Raw genomic sequence first — 23,399 nt, forward strand, 5'->3', positions numbered from 1 at the left:
ATTTTATTTAATCACCTCTTCAGAGTAAACCAGCCAGAGCGGGATGTTTATATCCATGTTGTAGAGTTCCGTCGGTACGCTGCCGAGGCTAAGGGAGGGGATAGGGTTATGTCCCTTCAGCCCTACCACCAGCAGGTCGTGTTTGCCTTTTTGAACTTGTATTTCTATTCTTTCTGCTACTGTTTTTCCTGCGGCCCGCACCAACGTATAAGGTATCGCTGCAATCTCTTTATGACGCTTTTGCAGGTCTGCAAACTTCTCTTTTACTACTTCCTCTGCCTTTTTAATTGCCTTCTGCTCCGAAATCAGTGGGAAATATTGAGTTGGCAGTTTATAAACATGCAGTATCTCCAACTTTAGGTTAAGTTGATCAGCCAAACTTTTGCTCAGATGTAAGGCATGAATCGAGGTGTCCGAAAAGTCAATCGGAGTAAGTACGCTGGCGATGTTAAACCGCGCCGTTTCCGGAAAAACAAGCACGCTGCAGGGCAGTATTCGCAGAAGCTTAGTGCCCAGGGCACCTGTGCTTTTTTCGCTCATGCGCTTGCCAAGCAGGGTTAGTTTTATGCTATAGCGTTTTACAAGGTCGGCAAGTATAACTTCTGTGTTTGGTTCCTCGCTAACCAGTATCTCAAAGTCTGTACAGTTTTCAAAGTGTTCCGAAACAATATCAGCTATGTTGCCTTCTATTTCGTCGCCAATGTTCACATCTCCAAAATACTCTCTGAAATCATCACTTAATTCGGAGGTTTTAATGTTATGAACAAAAAATACCTTCTTTACCGGTAGCCTCTCGCAAATGGACCGGGTAAAGGACACCAGGACTTCGTCAATTTCGCTTAGGTCCAGGCAGACCATCATAGAATCAATTGCAATCATAGCTTGGGTTTATTTGGAATATCATCTCTTTGTTCTAAAGGGGTTTTAGTTTCAGGCTTTACGGAGCGCTTGGCCATAACTTCTGCAACTAATTGCTGGTAATCTTTTCGCTGCTGCGCTTTTCCCAGTTTATGTTCTTCTGCCAGTTCTTCGTTTAACCCCCTGTAAAGGCTATAGCACATCGATAGAAGTATGAGCGCGAAAGGCAGCCCTGTGATGATAACGGCAGTCTGCAAAGCCTGAAGACCTCCCCCGACTAATAAAACAGCGGCTACGGCTCCCTCTGCTAAAGCCCAGAAAATACGGATCCCTACCGGAGAGTCTGGTCTGCCGCCTGAAGTAAGGCTGTCTACAACCAGAGACCCTGAATCTGAGGAGGTGACGAAGAAGCCAGCTACCAAAACAATGCCTACAACAGAGAGGATGGTAGAGAACGGAAGTTGTTCAAAGAAAACGAACAGCGCTGTAGAAATATCTGCTGCCACAGCTTCGGACACAGCTGTATTTCCGGCTAACACTTGTCGCAGTGCAGTACTTCCAAACACGGTCATCCACAGAAATGAAAGCAGCGAGGGTACGATCAGCACACCAAGTATAAACTCCCTTATGGTTCGTCCTTTGGAAACCCGGGCAATAAAAATACCTACAAAAGGGGCCCAGCTAATCCACCAGGCCCAATAGAAGACAGTCCAGCCACCTTGCCAGTTGCGGCTGGAGTAGGCTTCGTTCCAAAAGGATAGTTGCAGGAAATTTCCCAGATAAGAGCCAGTGTTCTGCACGTAAGAGCCAAGTATAAAAACAGTAGGGCCCAGAAAAAGTACCGCCAGCAATATCACAAGAGCTATGCGAATGTTCCATTCACTCAGAATACGCACACCTTTATCTACCCCTGTAACTACGGAAACAGTGGCAATGGCAGTGATGCCTGCTATCAGCATGATCTGTGTTGAAACGTTGCTCTCAATGAATGGAAATACGTGGTGCAGGCCGGCAGCCACCTGCTTGACACCTAACCCAAGAGAGGTGGCCAAGCCGAAGAGTGTGGCCAGCACTGCCAGAATATCTATGATATCCCCGATAACGCCGTGGATCCGTTCCCCCAGGAAAGGGTAAAATACAGATCGAACAGTTAAAGGGAGTTTGCGACTGTAGGTGAAATATGCCAGCGACAGACCAACCAGCGCATATATTGCCCAGGCATGAAACCCCCAGTGCAGGAACGTGAAATTCATGGCCTGCCTTGCCGCAGCAGGAGTGCCCGGCTCACCCAAAGGCGGGGTCTGGAAATGATTGATAGGCTCAGCTATACTCCAAAACAGCAAACCAATACCCATACCTGCGCTGAACAACATGGCAAACCAGGAGGAGGTGCTGAACTCAGGCTTTGCATCCTTGCCTCCTAACCGTATGTGTCCAAATTTGCCGAATGCCATGTAAAGGCAAAAAACTACGAAAACATTAACACTTAAGATAAACAGCCAACCCATATTGGCTGTAACAGAGGCCTGTGCCTCGCTGAAAAAGACCTCAGCCCCATCTCTGAAGATGAGGACAAGTGTAATGATGATGATCAGGATAATGATTGAAGACCAAAACACAGGACCATTTACCTCAAGCCCTAAGGACTTCTTTGTATCACTTCGTTTTACTTTGCTCATTAAAATGATTTTTTAGATCAGAAATAATATCCCATGTTGATGTTGAAACGCATGTGCCAGCCGGTATCACCGGGTGTGCCGGTTGTGAATGCATTTGTCCACTCGGGGCCAAGCCAGGGCTGGTTATACCCAAAAGCTGCATCGGTATAGATATACATAGGACCGGCAGTAAAGAGGGCTCCAAGCACATTCATGTGAGAGTTTTCAAAACCGTTTACCCGTTTATTGTAGTACCCATAGTTGTCATAAACAGTTATTCCTTGAAGCAGCCGGGTGTCGATGGGTATGTTATAAGAAACACCCGCAGTGTATACTTCACCTTTGTTTGCCACATTATAATTTGCCCCATAAGCTCCCATTTCCACGAAATTGAGATTGTTTCCTGCAGCATATTTTGGGTCAATGCGATAAAACATAGCCTGCAGCTTTACATTCCAGGGGCTGTTAGCAGATTTATACTCGTAATGAATGGCACCCGCATGTCTGCTGCCATTCTCCTCTGTATCCAGGTTGTAAAGCAGGCCTCCCTGCAGCGAAAAGCCAACCTCATGAGCCAGGCTATCGCCCAGGCGACGGACAAGTTTAAAATCCAATTGGTTGTTTTCTTTGTTGCGCCCTGTTATGTCGTAGGAGTAGCGGTTCGGGCTAGGCTCGGCAGAACTGAAAACGAGGTCCTCTGCACTTTTATAGTAAGCAAGCTGCCATTTCCACGGGCCTGTATCGCGGATATACTTTACACCCATGTCATGGTCATCTTCAAACCCGATGTAATAGGTCATGTTGAAGAACCAGTTATTGGAGTTATATTGTTGTATGCCGAAAGGTACTTGGTTCAGCCCTACCTGCAGTTGTGACGCTTCCGAAAAATCATACTGAAACCACCCTTGTTTTAACATTCCGCCTCCGAAACCCTCGGCGTAAAAGCGGTATTCTGCATTTAGTTTGATTCCTTTATATGCGGCGTTCACATTGATGCGGAATATGTCGAAACCAAAGTCGCCTCCTCGCTCAAGTTGGTCTTTTTTCCAGGTAGAGAGGTTATAGTTAAACCTGAGGGCGCCACCAATTTCAAGCACAGGCTCATCTTCAGGTTTACCTGCCGGATATTGAGCAAAAGCCTGGGCACTGCATAGTATGGCAATAGCTAGTAAAAGTGTTTTGCGCATATTGCTGACAGACAATTAGTTAGTTGTAATCGTCTCTCAGTTTGGACGTTTTTGATAGAGAAAGGTTGCTGTTTGAGCTTCTGCTATTCCGCAAGCAAGCATTTATGAGATTTAGTTAGTGCTAAAGACCTGTGCTAACTGCAATAGTAAAGTTAACCTGATATTTGTTCCTTAGCCATTGAAGCTTCTTGACAGAAGGAGCAGCCAAGCTTTTAAATTGCAGATGAAAGGGGATATGTATGACAAAAGGCCCCCTTATTTAACTAATAGGGTGGCCTTTTGCTTTTAATAATTCAGAGCCTTACCAGGATCTGCCAGAGCAAATAACTCAAATTGCTTTGCGAACAAGCATCACTACTTTCTCAATCACCGCGCCTAATACCAAGCCTCCCAGCGCTGAAACTATCACCTTTGCTACCCATGCCAGAGCTGGCACATCAGCCAGGGAAACTTCTAAATTATGAAGTGCATGATTGGTAAAAGGAATGCCGTGTGCTATAATTTCTGCCCCTACCCAAAGCATAGCAGCTGTTCCGACATAACCCAATACGTTTAAAAAGCCTGGCATAAGTTTTACAATACCATAGCCAATTTGCCTGACACGCTTATGATGTTTTTCCTTTGCCATATGCAGCCCAATGTCATCGGCTTTCACAACCAACCCAACGAACCCATAAACTGCAATCGTGATAAAAATACCTACTGCAAGCATTACAATTATTTGGGTAAGTAATGCTTCCTCAGCTACTGTGGCATAGGTGATTGCGACAATCTCAGACGACAGGATCAGGTCGGTGCGAACGGCACTTTTAATTCTTTCTTTCTCGAGCTCTTCAGCCGTGATTACTTTAACTTCTTCCTCCGGGTTCTGATGCGCATCAGCATCATGTTTACTAAACATGGCATGTACTTTTTCATACCCTTCAAAACATAAATAAGCACCACCCAACATCAAAATTGGGGGAATTGCCCATGGTGCAAAAAAGCCGAGGATCAGTGCTGCCGGACTTAACAGAAGCAGTTTGTTGATCAACGACTTTTTGGCGATCTGATAGATGATCGAAAGCTCACGGGAGGGGTCAAGACCCACCACGTATTTAGGTGTTACGGCAGTGTCGTCTATAACTATACCAGACACTTTACCAGTTGTTTTAGTCACCTGAGCCGGGACGTCATCCAGACTTGCCGCACTTACTTTAACAAGGGCAGCTACGTCATCCAATAGTGCCAGAAGTCCTGAAGCCATTATTAGTTTATTATTTTAAGAAAAATCTTTTTCCAGCACTTTATGTGCTGCGGTATTTTTACCTGCTAAACCAAGAGCATTAATAAAGCGGGTAATTTTCGTTTGGCAAATAACGTGAAATCAATAGCACCTATGCAAATTGATGAATAGAGAAAAGATATTTATCAGTTGATTCAGGTCCCTTGCTGTTGTAATATTTGCTGGTGAGGTTATTACTTTACAGTTACCGATTAAATAAAAGCTGAAGATTTAGTATTAATGTAAAAGCCATAGTTTAATTTTATAAATAATCATGAGTACTGGGTACCTGAGTAATGTATTTGTTCAGTACAATGTTTTTGCCGGGCATTTGAATTTATGCAACTCACGCCTGGTTTTACTCAAATCCACACTTGCCAGTCAGGCAAAAAGATTTGATATCTAAATAAGAAATTTGATGTTAAAGGCAATTGTATTTTTGTTTGCTATAGTTGGTTTAGTTTATTTCCTGTTTTACCCGTTCTTAAAAGATTCTGTCACCAGGAAAAGGCTCTTTAAGTGGTTCTTTATACTATATGTGATCATTATGCTTGCTTCAACGATCAATACTTATTTTTTGAATTAATCTAAGTCCTTTCATTCTGTTATTACCTAAATAAGTACTCTACTCCACGTTTGAGTCACTTATGCCATACGTGCGGGAGAATTGTCACAAGTAGTAAAGATCTATTGTTCGGTTTCCATAACTTCTACTTGTCTTCATCATCTACACATTCCTGCAAAAGACCTTTTCCTTTCAAAAAAGTTGTTGTCTCAGTTAAGACGTTAGTAAAGCAGCATCAATAAATACTCCTGCCCCAAAGGAGTTAGAATAACCGTCAATTTATGTCTATCGAGTTAGTCCGGTGAAATTCTAGTAAAAGGAAAATAGGAATGAAAATTTACAGCTATGTAACTGGCTAAACATCAGGTGCTAAAGTTTCGTTGCTATGTGGAAGGTCCAAACTAGAAGAAAAATAGTTATGCGTAAGAACTCGGTAATCGAAACAATTGAAAAACAAAAATGGCTTGAGACAGCAGGTAATACACTTCAGCCAGCCGTGATGAAAGCTTTTAAGGCTGGTGACGACACCGGGCAACAAATCAAAGATGCTCTGCACGGAACATGGCTCGGCCATCCGCTGCATCCCGCAATAACTGATGTACCTATTGGAGCCTGGACAACTGCCGCTGTTTTGGATGGTTTAGAACTGATGGGTAAGAAAAAATACAAACCCGGTGCAGATGCAGCAGTTGCTATAGGTCTGATAGGAGCGGCAGGCGCGGCTTTTACAGGGCTAACCGACTGGACCGGAACAACTAAAGCAAAACGCAAAGTGGGTTTGATGCATGGAATTTTAAATGCAGGAGCCACTGCTCTTTATGCTACTTCGTTAGTGCTCCGAAAGCGCAAGAGCACTCGCGGAACGGCAATCAGCCTTTCTATGCTTGGGTATAGTATCGTGAGCGTGGGAGCTTATCTTGGGGGGCATTTAGTATTCAGAAACCAGGTTGGCGTAGATCACACGGCTACCTCGGATACTTACCCTGAGGACTATGTAGCCGTTCTGCCAGAAAATGAGCTTACAGAAAATTCCATGCGTTGCGTGAAAGCCGGTGAAGTAGCCATATTATTAGTTCGGCAGGAGGGGGAAATTTTTGCCCTGGCGAATACCTGCTCTCACTTGGGTGGTCCACTGTCAGATGGAGATTTGCTAAGCGAAGGACGGGTGCGCTGCCCTTGGCACGGCTCTGTTTTCTCTTTGCAAAACGGTGAAGTTGTAAATGGTCCGGCAACTGAACCGCAGCCTAAATTAGAAGTTCGGACGAAAGATGGACAGATTGAGGTTCGCCTTCCCAAAGAGTAAATATGTTGGAAATTCCTGGAATAATTTTGTGCTGCTAAAAGTCGGATATTTAGTGCGCTTATAGCTTACAAGTTTTATGATAGCCATACTTCGCTGGTATAAAATTTCCATGTATAGGTAAGGGGTGCAGGTAGTGGAGTGGCGTAGTCTTATCTTGCATAACTCGAAGCGAAGCTGCAGGAGATTGGGCAGAATCTGGAAAAATGTACGCTGGTTTTATCGAACTGGACCGGGTAGGTTTTTTGCCTTTTCTATAGTGCTTGAAAAGATTTTGGAGGTAAAAGGTAAAAGCGATGCAAATGATCGCTTTTCCCTTTCAGTACCCCTTATGCTAACCAGTGCACCCAAATTGATTGCGGGAATGGTCAAGACATTTGACTTGGTTACAAGAAACAGTTCTGTGCAACCAAGGGTTAGTCTGTTTATACTTTTTACTCTACCCGCCCGGTTTCCTTGGCCGGTTTCTCTCCTAAAAACTCTACCCAAGCTTTTTTGATACAAGGGTAGTGCTTGGATGCTTCCACCAGATCTTTAAAGGCTACTAGGTTGTCTTCAAAGCGTTTGGCCAGCAGTTCATTCTTTAGGCTGCCATTATCATTAAACGCTTCGTGGGCCGCAGCCAGTGAGAACATATCCGGGTATACTCTGGTGCCCAGGTGTTCAAAAGGGACCCGCAAAGCCCAAAGGCCCCGGTTACCTCCGGCCATGGACGGGGAAGCGGACATCAGCAGGGCATGGTGCTGGTGGAAAGGCTGCGGCCTAAAACGGGATGTCCAGTCGATGATATTCTTCAGGTTACCGGGCATGGAGCCATTGTACTCCGGTGATGCAATGATAAAGGCATCATTTGCCAGAATGCGTTTCCGGAACGCTTCAGCGCCGTCGGGGTGGTAATTGTTCACTTCCAGGTCCTGGTTAAAAGTAGGGCAGTCAAATTCCGCCATGTCGGCAAAGTCCACGGTGCCACCATGTTTCTCAATAACTTGTGCCGCCAGTTTTGCTAATCTTGTATTAAGTGAACCGCTCCTTGAAGAAGCCGAAAAGATCAGAAAGCTGGTATGCCCCTGCCCGCTATGTGTATGCTGCTCTTCCATTGTGATGTGTTTAGGTAGCTACTTAAAATTTGGCCTTATCTATTGGCTTTTGGATATTAAGGCAATACGAAAATGGTGATGTTAAAGCCGTGTATTAAGTATAGATAAGGTGGTTACAGCAGGTCCAGCGGACATTATGGATGTTTATTGGTAGTTGGCAAAGGAAAAAGGCTGGCTAAATAGCGAGTGCATGAACTTAAATAAATTAATGTTTATAGCAACTGTAAAATGGATAGTATACCATGTGCACAGCGAAGTACAGTTTAAGGTAAAGCACGTGAATTACAAGTTGTTCAAGTGGTTGAAGAGCAAAGGAAGGAAGGCGCACAAGTCGCTACGCCAGCGACCCTACACACATCTTGTGGCATACAAGAAGCTATTGGACTTGGAAAAGTATGCACGCCTGAAAACACTTGCGAAAGCTTAGTGAAGAACTCTATAGGAAAGCCGTGTGAGGGAAAACTTCATGCACGGTTTGATGAAGGGGGCACTGATAGTTCAGTACAAATGTGTACATTTAAAGTGACATTGTAGCTGAGCTATCAGGCTCTACTATACGAAGTAATGTCAAACAATTAGATGAATAGGGATAAAACAGCTGAAGAAGTAAAACAGGAAATGATTGATAAAATGGGAATTGATTTCGGTTCTCTTTTTTATTCTTTACGCAATGAGTTGTTATGGTTAACCTATCGATGGATTGAATTCAGAGAGCTTTATGGTACTAAAGAGACTAGAATTGAAATAATGAACAGTTCTGCTCCCTTTTTATTTTATACAATCCAAAATGTATTGTGGGAAAATCTATTGTTAGGAGTTGCTAAGGTAATGGACCGGCCAGAATCAAGGGGGAAGAAAAATATTACATTCAAATCTATTCCATTGTTCATTAAAGAACAGCCATTTCATGATGAAATCATGAGCATCTTCATTAACTTAGAAACTGAGTCAAGTTTTTGTCGTGACTGGAGGAACAGATGGATTGCCCATAAAGACCATGCACTATCTGTAGATGAGGGTAGTGCAAAGCCATTAGAAGTTGCTACAAGATTAAAATTTAGAACAGTCTTAGAACTAATGCACGAGCTATATAATAAGGTCTCGTTAAAATATTTAGGCTCTCAAACAGCATTTGAGTTTTTGTCTAGTGATAGAGGTGCTATTTCACTTTTAAACCTTCTTGAAAAGGGACTTCTTTACGAACAAGAAAGGCTTAAAAAGAAGTTGAATGGCGATTGGTCACAAAATTGTTTCCAGAGTAAAGTGTAGAGTACTTGTGGTAGCTGTTTAATAAAGAGAGCCCTAAAACACAGCTTCCAACACGGCAAAGGCAAGTATGTTAGTGGTGAAGGACGTGTAAAAGAAAGCTCCGGTAGATACAAATAAACTGCCGTGGTGTACGAATAGTGTCCGAAGTGAAATAAAAAAGGCCTCCAGCGTTAACTGAAGGCCTTTCGTGTAGCCCGTAGGGGAACACAATATGCAAACATTGCCTAATGAAAACTAACTAAACCTAATTTGAGGGCTATTAAAGCACTTTTTGATAGGTGTTGTCAGGTAAGTTTAGGTGGTGTTAAAATATATTTTGTTACTTTTTTGTTACTCAATTCAGGTTTTGCTATGTTTGGGTATCTTCAAATCTTACCTGAAAAAATCCTAACTTAGCATGGCTAAAACACCCTCCACAACTACCCTCGAAAAGAAGAGTCCGAAGACCCGCGTGGTTGTAAAAGGCAAACTGGTAAAACTCCGTGCCCGGTTGCTTCCGGCTGGGGGAGAATCCCTGTACCTAGACTACAACGAGAACGGCAAGCGCAAGTATGATTTCCTCGGCCTACACTTAATGGCTAGTCCGAAGACGAGCAAAGATAGGTTACAGAACAAGGACAACAAACTGCTGGCTGAGCGCATCCGATCCGAGCGGGAGCTGCAGCTGTCGAAAAACTCCATGATCGTGAAGGCCTCCGTGCAGCGTAGGGCAGACTTTATAGCCTACCTAGACGAGTTCACCGATACCTATCCTAAGAAAGACAAGCGTGTGATCGTGGCCATGGCCGGCAAGTTTAAAAAGTTTGTGGGCGAGCCAGACCAGCTGCGCTTTTCGGAGGTGACCGTCAGGCTTTGTGGCAGGTTCCGTGATCACCTGGAGCAGCAGTACAAAGGGGAAACCCCTTACAACTACTTCAAAAAGCTAAAGAAGGTGCTCAAGCAGGCAGTGAAGGAAGGGCTGATTCCGGTAAACCCGGCCGAGGAGATTGAGAACCGCAAAACAGAGGGCATCAAAAAAGAAGTGCTCACGGTTGAAGAAATCCAAACAATGGCCGATCACGAGTGCTACCTGCCAGAAGTAAAAAGGGCTTTTCTGTTTAGCTGCGTCACCGGCCTCAGGTTCTGTGATGTGGAGGCCCTGGAGTGGAGTTCCATTGCCGGCACAGTGATGCGGGTAAAGCAGCAGAAGACCAACAAGGACGTGGTGGTGAACCTCAATTCTACCGCTATCAAACTATTAGGGGAACGGCCAAAGCCTGTGGTGAAGGAAAAAAAAGGTAAGGTAAGTATACCTAAGCCAGTGGTTCAAAAAGTATTCACCTTGCCCTCAAGCAACACCTGTGGAAAGCACCTGCAGAACTGGGCTGATAAAGCTGAGATTGGCAAGAAAGTTACCTGGCACTGTGCCCGACACTCTTTTGGAACCAACCTCTTGATCTCTGGTGCGGATATACGCTCGGTATCCGGCCTGCTGGGCCACTCCAGCCTGGTGGAAACGCAGAAGTATGTGCGGCTGGTTGAATCGCTTAAAGAAAGGGCAGTGGAAAACCTGCCGGAGATCGTGTTTTAGTTAGCTTTACAGCATGGAAGAAGAAAACATTGAGATGGATTGGGATGCTGTATCCTACTACTGCAACCATTGGCAGCAGGGAAGTTCTCAAATGAAAAGCGAGCTGTTGCGCGTAGTAAAGTTAGCTGTAGAAAACTCAATAAAAGATGTGGAGGCTGCCATGGGGAATTATGTTCACCTATTGGATGTAGCATCATATGACGAGCCTAGCTTTCAGCATGCATTAAAAGGAGTGTTGCAGGAGCATGTAAGCTTAATGGCTAATATGGCCCTGTCCAACCCTTACATGGACCTTACTCATGGCTATAGCCTTGATTGCCTGGCAGAGCGATTTGTACAGGCCAATATGAGCTCTACTGAGCCAGATGTGGCATTAATGTGGCTCAAGGGTGTAGATGCAAGTAATGAGCGTCTGCGTGTGCTTATAAGCTCCTTGTTCCATAGCGAAGTGAAGAGGCAACTGCAGCTGCTCAAGAATGGCGGGTACGCTGCCATTTGTAAAGAAGACACCTCTGGGCCTATAAATAATGCTGACTATGGAACAGGCAGTGTAACAAGCATAATAGTACAAGACAATACGCAAGAGATACAGACGCATGCAGATCCCAAAGCAGAGCAAGGCGAGCCTGATGCTCGGTTTAAACTAGTCGAGAGAAGAAAGCCCGCCCGTAAAGCTTTGATGCAGAAGCTACATGGCTTTCCACTAAGTGTACCGCCCTTGGTTAACACGCATAGGAGAATTCACCAGTTTTTAGTAGACAAAGGGCTGATAAATGATAATGCAGTGAGTATTGCAGACATAGCGGCCTTATTTAGCGAAGACGGTCCGGCCCAGCCTATCGTATTACAAAAAAAGCCTGGGAAACTCATTCACATTATAAGGTGGTTGGTAGAGGAAGAAATACTGGCCCAATTTAGAATAGACCCTAAACATCTGAACTTTTCAAAGAAAGAGCTGAAACAGTTCGGGTATTGGCTCATGCCTAGATTCATCGGAACCTTCCGTGACAGTAATGGCAGAGAGTTTACCACGAAAGCTCTCTCAAATGAGGCTAACCGTCTGCCCCATGACCGACTCAAGGAGACCAAGTGGTATAAAGAATTGGATGCAGCATTACGATCTGCTGTATTTGATGAATAGAAAGATCATCCTGAGACCGCCTTGAGCGGTCTTTTTTTTGTCCATTCAATTAACTGCAAGTCAGTGAAAGGGGAGTTAAGATGTGCAAATAAGTGAGTCAACATGCGCCAAAGTGAGTCAAGATATACAAAAGTGAGTCAAGATGGGAAAGAGTTTTTGAATACGTTAAAAAGCCTTTCTATCTATGCAGCATTACTTTTTGTTACACCTTTATTTTTAAAACATGTCAAATTTAAACCGGAAGCTCGAGGACATCATGCACCTACTGCAGTCCCAAACGTTGAGCTCCAAAACAATCTTCAATGTTCCGGAGGCAGCCCAGTACATGGACCTCTCGGAAGATGCGGTCTACAAACTGGCCGCTGCCCGCAAACTCCGCCACAGTAAGCCGGGCGGTAAGCGTGTTTACATTGAGCGCGCAGAGTGCGACCGCTACCTCCGCCTCAACACGATCCGCAGGGTCGACGAAATCGAAGAGGAGGCCTCTGCCTACATCAAGACAAGGAGGAAGTCATGCTAACACCGAAAAAACCTAAGAACAAGGCTGTGATTCCGTCCGAGGTGCGCTTCAACAACTCCCTGTTGCCGGGAGAGAAGGTGCTGTACGGAGAGATCAATGCCTTGTGCGGCCGTCTCGGTCACTGCTGGCCAAGAAACAGGTACTTTGCCCAACTCTACGGCAAGAGCACCAAAACCATCTCCCGCTGGCTCAAAAAGCTTGAGCAGTTCGGGCTGATCAAAATGACGGTCAACCGCGAAATGTATGATCGCCGCGAGATTCATTTACTTTCTCCATACAAGCCATCGGTGGGAGGGGGGCAGGACACTGGTGAGGCAGGGGTGGTACATTCCTGTCCTGAAAACGCAGCTACACTCCTTATAGGTAAAAAGAATGACAGAATTAATGACGAGAATAAATACAGCTCACGCCCTCATCAAAATCAAAACTTGAACTTCTTTTTAAATGGGGCTGCGCCCACTTTGGAGCAGGTAAGGGAGTGTATGGAAAGCCTTCCGACAGCCAAGACAGCTGGTCTGAAACTGGAGGTGGAGGCTGAGAAGTTTCACCTCAACTACTCTGCCAATGGCTGGATGATGGGCAGCGCCAAAATGCAGAATTTACCGGCGGCCACGGAGAAATGGCTACAGAGAGCCCGCATTTTCAACCAAAAAAACAATTTTAACCATGGTACCAATTTCAAGGCTAATGCCAAAAAACAACCCAATCAACACTTACACACCCAACCCTATGAAGGAACAGCGTTTTAACCCCCTGCACAGGCTGACGGCAACTGAGCTCCTGCAAAGAATTAGATTTTTTCATGCCGAACTGGAGCAGAAGCCGGAACATGCCTCCTGGCCGAAGGAGCTTGTCGTCAACGACCATAACCGGGATGCGCTGCTGATGATCTGTGCCTATTTTACGAAAGATCCGGTGGCCCTGGAAAAGTACGGCATGGATCCAAACAAAAGCCTGTTTGTGGCCGGGGCATCAGGACAGGGTAAAACCCACTTTATGACGCTGATCCAAAAGTATATGAGCAGGCACTGCCTGGATTACTCGTTCGCCAAAAAGTATGCCCAGGACCTGCTGCCAAGGTTTGAGGAGGCAGGTACGCAGGCGATAGTTGGCTTTGCCCGAATCAGGAATCCTAAAGGGAAACTGGTGGATGTGTACTATGATGACGTGCTCTCTGAGCGCCCTGGCAGACACTACGGCGGCCCGGAGGTGATGTACATGGCCGAGGTGATTAACGAGCGCTACATTCTCTATAAGAGCCATAACCTGAAAACCTTCTTTACCTCCAATGAGCGTAGCGAGAGGATGCGCGAGGTGTACGGGGAGAAGGTGTTAGGCAGGATCAAGGACATGTGCAACATCGTCGTTTTTCCGCCGGAGGCCACCAACTGGCGTGTAGTCAACTCAAACACGATAACTGCAGGAGCATGAAACGAAGAAAAGAACCTACTGAGCCGATTGCCTGCCGTGTTACGCCTGAGCAGCGCAGGCAGCTGATCAAGGAGGCCGATGCACTGGAGTTGAGCACGGCTGAGTACGTGGCCATGCTGGTAACGCTAAGCCTTTATGGTGACAGTGGCGTGGTGGAACTAAGGGAGCGTTTGGTGGAGCTTGACGAAAGGACTAAGGCCCTAAAGCTGGAGCTACTGGAAGAAAAAGAACTGGTCTGGATGCAGGAGCCCTATTGCTCGCTGCTTCAAGGCGTGCTGAAAAACGACCAGATTCTGGAGGAGTTCTACGAAGAGCACAGTGAGGATTCATTCCAATCCAATCTGTTAGGCAAAGCCGGCTTCGACTTTAGCGTGCTGCTACAGGGAGAAACGATAGGCAACCAGATGTTCTACTTCACCGGGCGCTATGGCTGGAAGTTCTTGGATGCCAGCCAAAAGCAAGTTGTCCTTAAGAGGAAGGAGGAGGGATGGAGCAAGTAACGTTTCAGCTTAATCCGGCCGACCTGCAGTACGGCCTTCAAACCACCGGAAGCAAAGGATCAGCCTGGCTGCTTTGGATCATACTAGCGCTAGCCGTTACGGCACTTCTGCTACTGCTATTGCGGGAGGAGGATCCACCACCCGTTCCGAAAGACTTAACCGATCCTGATGCATGAAGCCAGGGTGCTACTGCCCAAGCACCCTGGCTTTTGCTTTGTAACTACAGCAGCGACCCAATGACCGTTCGCATTTTAGTTTTCCAGCTCATCTTTATATAGGCGTGTGTAAACACATTCTCTAAGCAACGATAGAGTACATACGCAGGTTTCTCAGCCTGTGGCGCTACAGCTGCTTCCTTCCTGTCTACATATTAAATACTCCCTATGGTTAATCCAACAACAAAAAGCCGCAGCTTTTGGAGGTTCATAAGCTGCGGCTCTAGTTTAAAAAAAGTAAGCTTTACCGTGTCTTAACTATTCTACGGGTACTTGTATGGTTGCTGTAAGTGAGTTTCAGTAAATAAGTATTTGAACTGATGTTAGGCAGTTCTAACAAGTATTCACCTTCACCTGTAGTTTTTTGTAGCACGGCAGTAGTAACTTTTGCGCCATGCAAAGTATACACCTCCGCATTTACTAAGCTTTCCTGATTATTAGTTTGGATGTACAACTTATCCATGAAAGGATTCGGGTACACGATTTCTACGCTCTCTGGTTTCGTTAGGTCTTCAACACTGGTAGGCGTTGCTGTCTGCACTGTTACGGTGTATGTTTGGGTACTTCCATCCTGAGCTCTGACCGTATAGGTTACCGGATTGGTGAAATCCTGCGCTACGCCTGAGGCTGGTGAAATAGTAGCATCCCTGGACACATTGATGATAGGCGCTATGGAGGTCAGATCAGTAGTATTAGGCAGAGTTACCTGTATGGTATGGCCCTCCTTGTCAACGCTTCCCCTTGCAATTGGGGATACTACGTCAAACGAAAGAACTTCTTTTTCACTGCTAAGAATCTGGCGCTGCCCCTGCGTAAACCAAACGGCTTTGGTTCCATAGGTAAACAAAATATAGGCGCTTCCCACTGGCTCCAACTTATTTGAGGCTAAGCCGATCACCGCCGTTACCGGCGTCGCCTCACTCCCGGTGCTGGTATCGAAAATCAGCATGTCATCCAGCTTGGAGTAACTCGGATAACCCAGCCTGTCATTTTCATACACAATATGAGCATCCCCTGTCTCCAGGTTGGCAGCTAATACGGAGTATTCAACAGAAGAACTGGAGGCCTGGATCAGGTCAAACGCCATGATGTAAGGGGAATTCTTAGCAAAGGAAGGATTTCCGATGCTCACACCCTGTGGCAAGTCTGTAAATAGCTTTTGTACCTGACCTTCAGCATAGCCGTTGCCGATGTTATCCCACACATAAATCACCCCTACATCCCAGAATTCTATGGCCGTGCCGTCAGAGCTGTTAAGGCGGTTTGCCGCATCGTAAATAACAAACTCTCCAGAATAATCCCACTCCAGGGCGTCCGGGTAAAGCACACCGCCTGATTTGCTCCCGTCACTAGAGGTGGTAGGGTTATAAAGCTGAAATTGGCGCTGCTGGTTTGTTCGCAGATCGCGCACATAGATGTAAGGCTCTCCAACAGATTTTGCCATGGCTAACTTGGTGCCATCCTTCGAAACGGCAACATAGTCCCAGATAGGCTGGTTATCAACAAAAATCTCTCCCTGGTCACCTAGTAAGTCTATTGCTTTGATCATGTGGTTAGCATCCACAAAGAAAGCCACGCTACCATCATCCGTGATACTAAGTTTGCTAATGGCTTTAGTAGATGACATCGGGATTATCTGCGAGGCATCAGTGGTAGAGGCATAGATAAAGTCTGTGTCTGTTTCGTCTACAGAGTACACCATGATGAAGTCCTGCCCAGGATTAACAGGTAGTTCTGCGATAGCGTCGGAAGTTACTTCTAATATCCCCACTGCGTCGAAAGCAGACGCTACAGCACCTACTTCTGCTGACGCTGCGCCGTAAAGGTCAGTGGCAGCCTGAACTACTGCTATCCGAAGGTCAATGAACTGAGAAGACTTGGTGAGGTACTGAGTAAGGGCTCGATAGTAGATCTTCTCAGCTTTCTCTTTTGAAATGTCTGTAGCAATAAGGTAGTAGGCATAGTTTACAATACCACTGTTGCTGTGTACTCCACCGTTGTCATCTTCACCATGGACATATTCTGACATATGGGCTGGTTGCCAAGAGTTATCTCCTTTAACTCCTCCATTGTGAGGGTTACTAATGTCTCTTGCAGCACCAGACGGGTAAGATGTTAGTTTTACTACATCTTCACCTACCTTCCAATCCTCACGATCCATCATGGCTCCAAAAATGTCAGATATTGATTCATTTATTGCACCTGACTGGCCATAGTATTCTAAATTAGCAGAGTTGCTAACAACACCATGGCTCATTTCGTGACCCGCTATATCTAACGAAGCTGCCAAGGGTTTCAAGTTGTCACCTCCATTACCATAAGCTATAAAAACGTCATTCCAAAAGGCGTTTTCTATGCTGTTGCCGTTTACATCAGCTATATTAACTATTGAGTAAATGCTTCCTCCTTGTCCATTGATAGAATTTCGTCCGTGCACATTTAAGAAATAGTCATACGCTACTCCAGCATTGTAATGAGCCGATACAGCGACAGGTTGGTCAAAGGCTGAAGTTGTTGAAACCACTCTATCTGCATAGAACTCCTCCGAGCTAGGTGAAGAGCTCTGTGCATCATATGTCTCAATCGCCCCAACGAACTCATCTAGCACCGAAATATTATTGTTAAACATGGGCCTCTTAGTATCTACTAAATAATGAAGTCCCTCTTCTTGGTATGTATTAAAGGTTCTGGAAACACCCTTAAGGTCTGTACCAGATCCAGTAGAACTTGTACCTGCGAATAACGTGCAAGTGTTGTTTTGTTTTGACAACACCTCCCCTGTACGGGCATCAACAATGTATGTCCAGTTTTCCAGTACATTCGGCCGAGCGTTTATGTGCCAAGCCAATCTAGCCACTGATTTTGTCACACCTGTATGATAAATAATAAGCTCTGAAGTAGGCTTATCATACTGCAATAGCTTCTTTTCACCAGCAGAGAGCTCTCGAACCATTGTGCCCTTTTTTAAGTCCGCCACAGCTGTCTGTTCAGCTTGGCTTGAGGAGAGAGAGGGAGTCGTGTCAACTTTCGGAGTAGAGAAGTGCCTGCCATTCAGGAGGCTAATCTGGTTGTTCTGTGTGTGAGTGATGAGCTGTGCTCCATAAACAGGAACACCTTTGTACTTCTGTTGCAGCCGCACATGAGTTTGACCTAATTCATCTTTTGAGACACTGGTTACCTCAAACTCACTCTTAGGATCTACAACTTGTAACGCTGTCTTGTATCTTTCTAAAAAAGTAAAGCTGGCACTTTTCACTTCTTCTTCAGACAGTGGCATTAGACGTGCATTAGAGGCGGGTTTACTCTTTATGGAAAGCGGCAGACCTGTCTCTTTGGAGCGGTTTATTTTTACGTCACCTGAGCCTGCTTCTTTACTTTTGATTACCTGCTCATTGTATCTGAGCTGCTTGAAGGGCGATTGTAGTGCACCTTGGGGTGCCGCCTTTCTTTGGCCCGTGGAGGAGACACTAAACTCCACTTCTTTTTTCTTTTTGTCAGCCATCAATCCTCCATTCTCTTGAGCACTCAACTGATACACAGTCAGAGAAAATAAAACAGAAGCCGCTAAAACTTTACTGGTAAAGCTTGCTTTCATACGCATTTGATATATTTTACATTAAAAAAATGCAATATAACAAAAACTGCATATATATGAAAGTTGCTATGTTTATTGAGCAGGAGCTGGGTTGTCGGTGTCGGGGTAAAAGCTTTTCAGTAACAAATGGTTACGTTAGAAATATGCATACTAAAAATACAAATGATTTTATTTAAGCTGTGTGGTCTTTCAATTTATATCTGTACTCTCTAAGTTTGATGGCACATGGTTTTACGAAGTTACAGATGGTTACAGGCTTTGTTCAGGCGATACTCTATATGGTGCCAGGTATAGGGGCATGGTAGTAGCCATTGTAATACTGGTCTCGGTTGGTACATGAATTAAGAGTAGGCTTGACTACAGGCTCTACGGGCATGTCGTTGTCAACGCCATTGCGCGGCTGTTGCCTGCACTGGTTGTAACGCCGCTGATTCAACAGGTCTCGATTGTTTAACAACTGTTAGCCTGTTCATTACTCCCCCGACATCCTGTTTTATATTTGGTATAAACGCCTAAGGCTGATCACCTCTCAAAGTGAGTTACAAATAGTAATGGTGAGACATAAACTGATGTGCAATTACCTAACTTTCACTATATTTAAGTGTGCTCATTTCATGGCCTGCTGGCGGAACCTTCTGTAACGCGGCTTTGCCTGAAGGAACTGGCTCAATCTAAGATCATACTTTGGCATAAAAACAATTGAAAGCTTTCTCTATGAGGCTACTGGAAAAATGGTGGGCGCTGCTTCTTATCTACTTTTGGACTGTCCTGTTTGTGGTTGGCTTTGAAGTGAGCGGAAACTACAGTGTGTACCCACTTTACCTGGCGCTCGTAGCCGGTATATTGGTCTTTGTGTCCGTTGTTCACTTGCTTTCAAAAAAGAGGTGGCTGAAGGCGGTAGCCAGCGGCGTGGTGTCCTTTGGTATCACGATAGTGGGAGCAGGCGTGATCTTCCTGGCTGGCGCGTTTCAAAGCGTAACAAAAGGTAACACCAATACGCTGGATGAAGCCTTTTACAGAGCTGAGTTTGAGAATCACACGCGCACCCTTTTTCCGGCATCGGCCAGCTTCCTGGCGAAAGATGAAACGGTGCAGGGGATGGGCTTTGAGAATGAATTTGACGCGCATTGCCTGGTCCGGCTTCCGAAGGCGGAGTACCAGGAGCTGCTGACCCAGATCAGCTCGGACCCGGAGTTCATGAAGGATCATGCCGCACCGGATTTCAATGGAACAGTGTTGGCCGGAAAGGTAAGAGCGACGGACTTTTCCGCTTCGTACTCGCACGATGAATCGGGCTACAGCTGGTACACCGTCAGCTTTCACGAAGACGGGGAAAGCGTAGCTTTAAAGGTCTCGACCTACTAAATAGCGGAAACAGAAATAGGTGTTACAAAAAGTAACAAAACAAAATAACATATGTGCGGCAGATACTCAGTGGCGGTCAGCGTTAAGGACAAGAACAACAAGGCCAGCAAGGTGGCTCGGTTGCTGGAAGAGTTTCAGGCGCCTGCACGCTACAACGCGGCCCCATCCCAATTGTTACCTGTTGTAACCGCAGATGAGCCGGAGAAACTGCAGCTGTTCTCGTGGGGATTGCTTCCTAATTGGGCCAACGACAGAAGCCAAACAAACAAGCCGATCAACGCGCGGGCGGAAACGCTGCTTGACAAGCCTAGCTTCCGTGGACTGGTCAGCCGCAGGCGCTGCCTGGTGCCGGCGGACGGCTTCTATGAGTGGCGCAAGACAGCGGCCGGCAAGGTGCCTTACCGTTTCCTGCTGAAAGACGAGGCGCTGTTCTCGTTCGCAGGGCTTTGGGATGAGTGGACTGACCCGGAAACAGGGGAGGTGACGGAGTCGTTTACCATCATCACCACGGAAGCCAACGGGCTGGTCAGGCCAACGCACGACCGCATGCCGGTGATCCTATCGCCTGATGCGGAAGCTGCCTGGCTGAACGTAACAAACGGTAGCAACATGTTACGCGATCTTTTGCAGCCTTTTCCGGCAAGCGAAATGAAATCCTACCCGGTCTCCGCGCTGGTAAACTCCACTGCGCATGATGCACCGCAGCTAACAGTTCCGGTTGCCGAGCAAGGCAACTTGTTTGGCTAGTAGTAGAACCTGTAAGTTATAGTTACCTTTCGTTACAAATTGTTACGCCACCTTATGCCTCAACTGTATACGCTGCTAAACCCGATGACAAACGTACACTGTCAGATGCGCAACTTACTTTGCGTCCTGCTTACGTTTGCCACTTTTGCCTGCGCGCAGGAGCATACACTGGAGCCTGATACAACGGAAGCCATGGCTGTTGCTACCACCGTCTCAACCGCAGTGGCCCTTCCTACCGAAGCTTCCGTGGAGACTGATTATGCGTCCGACTCTGTCAGCTATTATGAGCAGGAGACGGCCACGTTTTATGTTGTGGTGGCCGACACCGGCAACAGCTATGATTTACTACGGGAGCACATGCTGGCCATCCACCGTGGAAGTGATCTAAAGATTGACACCATGGGCCGCAGCTACGATGCCGCCAAAGATCTGATTGCGCTGCCCGAGGACGATGAAGACGAGCTATACGCCGGGGATTACTTTCCCCGCAGGTTTCCGTCCAAAACGCTTAGCCTGGAGTACCTGAGCCTGTATCAGCGGCAGGCAGGGGAGAAGACGATCGCACTGGTGGCGGGCATCTATGACAGGCAAATAAGTGCGGACAGCGCCGCGGCGGTCATCCGGCAACTGGCGCCGAAAGCCTTTGCGGTAAACACAGAAATGTTTGTCGGCTGCCTGCACTAATCATATACTTTTTCCTATCTTTAAGTAACAACTGGAAAAGCTGCTACTTTACCTGGCAGCCAGAGTTGTTGAAATAGATTTAACTAAAACCGACGCACTTACCCTCAGTGTGAAGACAAGCCATGACAGAGCGCAATCTACACAGAGTCCTGACCTTTAGCATCGCGGCCGTGTGGCTCGTGAACGGGCTCTTCTGCAAGGTGCTGAACCTGGTGGAGCGACATGAGCAGATCGTGGCTCAGATTCTGGGCAGTGATTTCTCCCGGCCGATGACGCTGCTTATCGGGCTCTCGGAGATCGGGATGGCCGTTTGGGTTCTGAGCGGCATCAATACGCGGCTGAACGCCCTTGCCCAGATTACCATTGTGGCCACCATGAACGTGCTGGAGTTTGTTCTGGTACCAGACCTGCTGCTGTGGGGGAGAATGAACGCTGCCTTTGCCCTTCTCTTCATCCTGGTTGTCTACTACAACGAGTTCGAATTGAACAGGAAACTAACCCGGCAGACTTAACATGCTCTCTACTCTTAAAGACCATCCCTTTGCCGTGGAGGCTTTCTTTGACAGCTCGCTCGTGCTCACCTTTGCCGTGCCGAAGGAAGAGCTTGTACAGCTGATACCGGAGTGCCTGCAACTGGACACTTTCCAGGACAAGTGGGCCTTTATCGCCGTTGCCATGGTGCAGACAAGGGGGCTTAGGCCAAAGGGCCTGCCCCGGTTCATGGGCAATGACTTCTTCCTGATCGGTTACAGGGTGTTTGTCCGATACACATCCCAGTCTGGCAAGAGGCTGCGGGGGTTGTATATCCTCAAATCAGAGACAGACAAAAAGAAGATGGAGGTGATGGGTAACATTTTCACCCACTACAACTACACTACCACCGACATTACGCAAAGCCGGAAAGCAGCCACAAAGGAAATCAGTTCTGTTAAATCAGGCTTTCATGTTCAATTAAGTACGGCAAATGAAGATGTTGCTTTACCAGAAGGCTCCCCGTTTGCGGACTGGAAAGAAGCCAGGCGTTTTGCCGGGCCGCTTCCTTTTACCTTTACCTATAACCCCGACACCAGAGAAGTACTGATCATCGAGGGGGTGCGGCAGAACTGGACACCACAGCCGGTAAAGGTGATGGATTACAGGTTTTCATTTCTGGACACACTAGCGCTTGACCAACCCGTGCTGGCTAACGCCTTCATCATCCGCAACATTCCCTACCACTGGAAGAAGGGCAGAAAGGAAGTATGGCAACCATGAGAAAACCGTTACAGGGAGTCACCAACATCATCCGGTTCAACTGGCATTTCTATGCCCTGGCTCTCGCCATAACCATGCTTTTGGCTTTTATAGCCGGCTTTGTTGGCAGGCCTCTGCAGGGCTACCTCTACCTTACCGCAGCCCTGGTGTTGGCTTCCACAGGTATCTCCCTGCTGGCCTCGCTCTATGTGTACGATTTGTCTGGGCTTTACCGCCTGAACTGGGTAGACCGGCAGAGCACGGAGAAAATGATCGTGAACATCAACGCCGGGTTTGACGAGACCAGTGCTTTGCTGCAGGACCGGTTTGCTGGCGCTGAACTTGTCGCCCTGGACTTTTACGACCCGGCAAAGCACTCGGAGGTCTCCATCAAACGGGCCAGGAGAGCCTACCCGCCTTTTCCCGGCACCAGGCAAACCGTGACGCATGAGCTGCCGTTGCCGGATGCCTCTGCCGACAAGGTCTTCGTGATCCTTGCGGCCCACGAGATACGGGATGAGAAGGAGCGTGCCCTGTTTTTCAGCGAGCTGCACCGGGTGCTGAAGCCAACTGGGCAGCTCTACATTACTGAGCACCTGAGGGATGTGCCTAACTTGATGGCCTACAACATCGGCTTCTTTCACTTCTATTCTAAACTTACTTGGCTAAGGGCTTTTGAAAATGCAAAGCTGAACCTGCAACGGGAAATAAAACTTACCCCTTTCATCTCTACTTTCATACTCGCTAAACATGGAACCACACTTAATGGAGCTACACTTTAAGATCATCGGCGTAATCCTCATCACATTGGCTTTGGTCCACGTGATCTTCCCCAGGTACTTCAACTGGGCAGAGGAGCTCAAGCCCCTGAGCCTGATCAACCGGCAGATGATGTCCGTCCACACGCTATTTGTGGCCCTTGCCGTGTTTCTGATGGGGCTGCTTTGCCTGACTTCGGCAGCGGAGTTGGTAAATACAGGCCTGGGCAGGAAGATTTCACTCGGGCTCGGCGTGTTCTGGTTGGTCAGGCTCTACATCCAGTTTTTCGGCTACTCCGCGGAACTTTGGAAGGGCAAGAGGTTTGAAACCTCCGTGCACATCCTCTTCTCATTTATATGGTCTTACCTGAGTGTGGCGTTTTTGGCGGCTTACTTTGGATAAAACCCCACAGTGGACGGGAGGTTTATTGTTACAAGTTGG

General features: G+C 46.7%; 24 protein-coding genes. 17 read left to right on the forward strand and 7 right to left on the reverse strand.

Annotated elements, in window-relative coordinates:
* Positions 1 to 3 precede the first annotated feature (3 nt).
* From ACSX1A_RS03070 to ACSX1A_RS03085, 4 genes are all read right to left on the reverse strand, one after another.
* Entirely contained in the window at positions 4 to 879 is an 876-nt protein-coding gene (locus ACSX1A_RS03070) for a universal stress protein (RefSeq protein ID WP_439882145.1), read from the reverse strand.
* Positions 876 to 2,537, reverse strand: a complete 1,662-nt coding sequence (locus tag ACSX1A_RS03075; RefSeq protein WP_439882146.1) for a BCCT family transporter — start codon at positions 2,535 to 2,537, stop codon at positions 876 to 878. Before ACSX1A_RS03075 ends, ACSX1A_RS03070 begins: the two co-directional genes overlap by 4 nt.
* A gap of 17 nt (positions 2,538 to 2,554) precedes the next feature.
* Positions 2,555 to 3,703 (reverse strand): hypothetical protein, encoded by a 1,149-nt coding sequence (locus tag ACSX1A_RS03080; protein ID WP_439882147.1) that lies wholly within the window; start codon positions 3,701 to 3,703, stop codon positions 2,555 to 2,557.
* 328 nt (positions 3,704 to 4,031) lie between these two features.
* On the reverse strand, positions 4,032 to 4,949 hold the full coding sequence (locus ACSX1A_RS03085) for a DUF808 domain-containing protein (protein ID WP_439882148.1): 918 nt from the start codon (positions 4,947 to 4,949) through the stop codon (positions 4,032 to 4,034).
* A 1,001-nt stretch (positions 4,950 to 5,950) separates the two neighbouring features.
* Between ACSX1A_RS03085 and ACSX1A_RS03090 the strand changes: the two genes are divergently transcribed.
* Entirely contained in the window at positions 5,951 to 6,835 is an 885-nt protein-coding gene (locus ACSX1A_RS03090; protein ID WP_439882149.1) for a Rieske 2Fe-2S domain-containing protein, read from the forward strand.
* Between the two features lie 431 nt (positions 6,836 to 7,266).
* On the opposite strand, the gene ACSX1A_RS03095 is transcribed toward ACSX1A_RS03090, so the two are convergent.
* Positions 7,267 to 7,929: an NADPH-dependent FMN reductase gene (locus ACSX1A_RS03095; protein ID WP_439882150.1), complete on the reverse strand. Its 663-nt coding sequence runs from the start codon at positions 7,927 to 7,929 to the stop codon at positions 7,267 to 7,269.
* A 190-nt stretch (positions 7,930 to 8,119) separates the two neighbouring features.
* Between ACSX1A_RS03095 and ACSX1A_RS03100 the strand changes: the two genes are divergently transcribed.
* From ACSX1A_RS03100 to ACSX1A_RS03140, 9 genes are all read left to right on the forward strand, one after another.
* Positions 8,120 to 8,356, forward strand: a complete 237-nt coding sequence (locus ACSX1A_RS03100) for a hypothetical protein (RefSeq protein ID WP_439882151.1) — start codon at positions 8,120 to 8,122, stop codon at positions 8,354 to 8,356.
* Positions 8,357 to 8,508: 152 nt separating this feature from the next.
* Positions 8,509 to 9,198, forward strand: coding sequence for a hypothetical protein (locus ACSX1A_RS03105; RefSeq protein ID WP_439882152.1), 690 nt, complete (start codon positions 8,509 to 8,511; stop codon positions 9,196 to 9,198).
* Positions 9,199 to 9,595: 397 nt separating this feature from the next.
* Complete coding sequence (locus tag ACSX1A_RS03110) at positions 9,596 to 10,768, forward strand: tyrosine-type recombinase/integrase (RefSeq protein ID WP_439882153.1); 1,173 nt, start codon at positions 9,596 to 9,598, stop codon at positions 10,766 to 10,768.
* Positions 10,769 to 10,781: 13 nt separating this feature from the next.
* A complete protein-coding gene (locus ACSX1A_RS03115; RefSeq protein WP_439882154.1) occupies positions 10,782 to 11,909 on the forward strand; it encodes a hypothetical protein in 1,128 nt (375 codons plus the stop codon).
* A 223-nt stretch (positions 11,910 to 12,132) separates the two neighbouring features.
* Complete coding sequence (locus ACSX1A_RS03120) at positions 12,133 to 12,429, forward strand: helix-turn-helix domain-containing protein (RefSeq protein ID WP_439882155.1); 297 nt, start codon at positions 12,133 to 12,135, stop codon at positions 12,427 to 12,429.
* Complete coding sequence (locus ACSX1A_RS03125; protein WP_439882156.1) at positions 12,423 to 13,178, forward strand: helix-turn-helix domain-containing protein; 756 nt, start codon at positions 12,423 to 12,425, stop codon at positions 13,176 to 13,178. The genes ACSX1A_RS03120 and ACSX1A_RS03125 overlap by 7 nt, the downstream gene beginning before the upstream one ends.
* Entirely contained in the window at positions 13,159 to 13,860 is a 702-nt protein-coding gene (locus tag ACSX1A_RS03130) for a hypothetical protein (protein ID WP_439882157.1), read from the forward strand. The genes ACSX1A_RS03125 and ACSX1A_RS03130 overlap by 20 nt, the downstream gene beginning before the upstream one ends.
* Entirely contained in the window at positions 13,857 to 14,360 is a 504-nt protein-coding gene (locus tag ACSX1A_RS03135) for a hypothetical protein (RefSeq protein WP_439882158.1), read from the forward strand. The genes ACSX1A_RS03130 and ACSX1A_RS03135 overlap by 4 nt, the downstream gene beginning before the upstream one ends.
* Positions 14,348 to 14,536: an LPXTG cell wall anchor domain-containing protein gene (locus ACSX1A_RS03140; RefSeq protein WP_439882159.1), complete on the forward strand. Its 189-nt coding sequence runs from the start codon at positions 14,348 to 14,350 to the stop codon at positions 14,534 to 14,536. The genes ACSX1A_RS03135 and ACSX1A_RS03140 overlap by 13 nt, the downstream gene beginning before the upstream one ends.
* Positions 14,537 to 14,819: 283 nt before the next feature.
* Here the strand turns inward: ACSX1A_RS03140 and ACSX1A_RS03145 are convergent, their stop codons facing one another.
* Complete coding sequence (locus ACSX1A_RS03145; protein ID WP_439882160.1) at positions 14,820 to 18,170, reverse strand: M4 family metallopeptidase; 3,351 nt, start codon at positions 18,168 to 18,170, stop codon at positions 14,820 to 14,822.
* A 274-nt stretch (positions 18,171 to 18,444) separates the two neighbouring features.
* Positions 18,445 to 18,627, reverse strand: coding sequence for a hypothetical protein (locus ACSX1A_RS03150; RefSeq protein ID WP_439882161.1), 183 nt, complete (start codon positions 18,625 to 18,627; stop codon positions 18,445 to 18,447).
* A 257-nt stretch (positions 18,628 to 18,884) separates the two neighbouring features.
* Here ACSX1A_RS03150 and ACSX1A_RS03155 point away from each other — a divergent pair, with 257 nt between their 5' ends.
* The 7 genes from ACSX1A_RS03155 to ACSX1A_RS03185 all read left to right on the forward strand — a co-directional run bounded on the left by ACSX1A_RS03155 (position 18,885) and on the right by ACSX1A_RS03185 (position 23,360).
* Positions 18,885 to 19,535 (forward strand): hypothetical protein, encoded by a 651-nt coding sequence (locus ACSX1A_RS03155; RefSeq protein WP_439882162.1) that lies wholly within the window; start codon positions 18,885 to 18,887, stop codon positions 19,533 to 19,535.
* A gap of 51 nt (positions 19,536 to 19,586) precedes the next feature.
* Positions 19,587 to 20,282 (forward strand): SOS response-associated peptidase, encoded by a 696-nt coding sequence (locus ACSX1A_RS03160; RefSeq protein WP_439882163.1) that lies wholly within the window; start codon positions 19,587 to 19,589, stop codon positions 20,280 to 20,282.
* A 54-nt stretch (positions 20,283 to 20,336) separates the two neighbouring features.
* Positions 20,337 to 20,966, forward strand: coding sequence for a hypothetical protein (locus tag ACSX1A_RS03165; RefSeq protein ID WP_439882164.1), 630 nt, complete (start codon positions 20,337 to 20,339; stop codon positions 20,964 to 20,966).
* A 122-nt stretch (positions 20,967 to 21,088) separates the two neighbouring features.
* Positions 21,089 to 21,478: a DoxX-like family protein gene (locus ACSX1A_RS03170; RefSeq protein WP_439882165.1), complete on the forward strand. Its 390-nt coding sequence runs from the start codon at positions 21,089 to 21,091 to the stop codon at positions 21,476 to 21,478.
* Position 21,479: 1 nt separating this feature from the next.
* The gene (locus ACSX1A_RS03175) at positions 21,480 to 22,220 is read left to right on the forward strand and encodes a DUF2071 domain-containing protein (protein ID WP_439882166.1); all 741 of its coding nucleotides are present in this window, start codon (positions 21,480 to 21,482) and stop codon (positions 22,218 to 22,220) included.
* Positions 22,217 to 22,981: a class I SAM-dependent methyltransferase gene (locus tag ACSX1A_RS03180; RefSeq protein ID WP_439882167.1), complete on the forward strand. Its 765-nt coding sequence runs from the start codon at positions 22,217 to 22,219 to the stop codon at positions 22,979 to 22,981. Before ACSX1A_RS03175 ends, ACSX1A_RS03180 begins: the two co-directional genes overlap by 4 nt.
* A complete protein-coding gene (locus ACSX1A_RS03185) occupies positions 22,950 to 23,360 on the forward strand; it encodes a hypothetical protein (protein WP_439882168.1) in 411 nt (136 codons plus the stop codon). The genes ACSX1A_RS03180 and ACSX1A_RS03185 overlap by 32 nt, the downstream gene beginning before the upstream one ends.
* The last annotated feature ends 39 nt before the right edge of the window (positions 23,361 to 23,399 follow it).

The sequence above is a fragment of the Pontibacter sp. MBLB2868 genome, from assembly GCF_051904785.1.
Classification (GTDB): Bacteria; Bacteroidota; Bacteroidia; order Cytophagales; family Hymenobacteraceae; genus Pontibacter.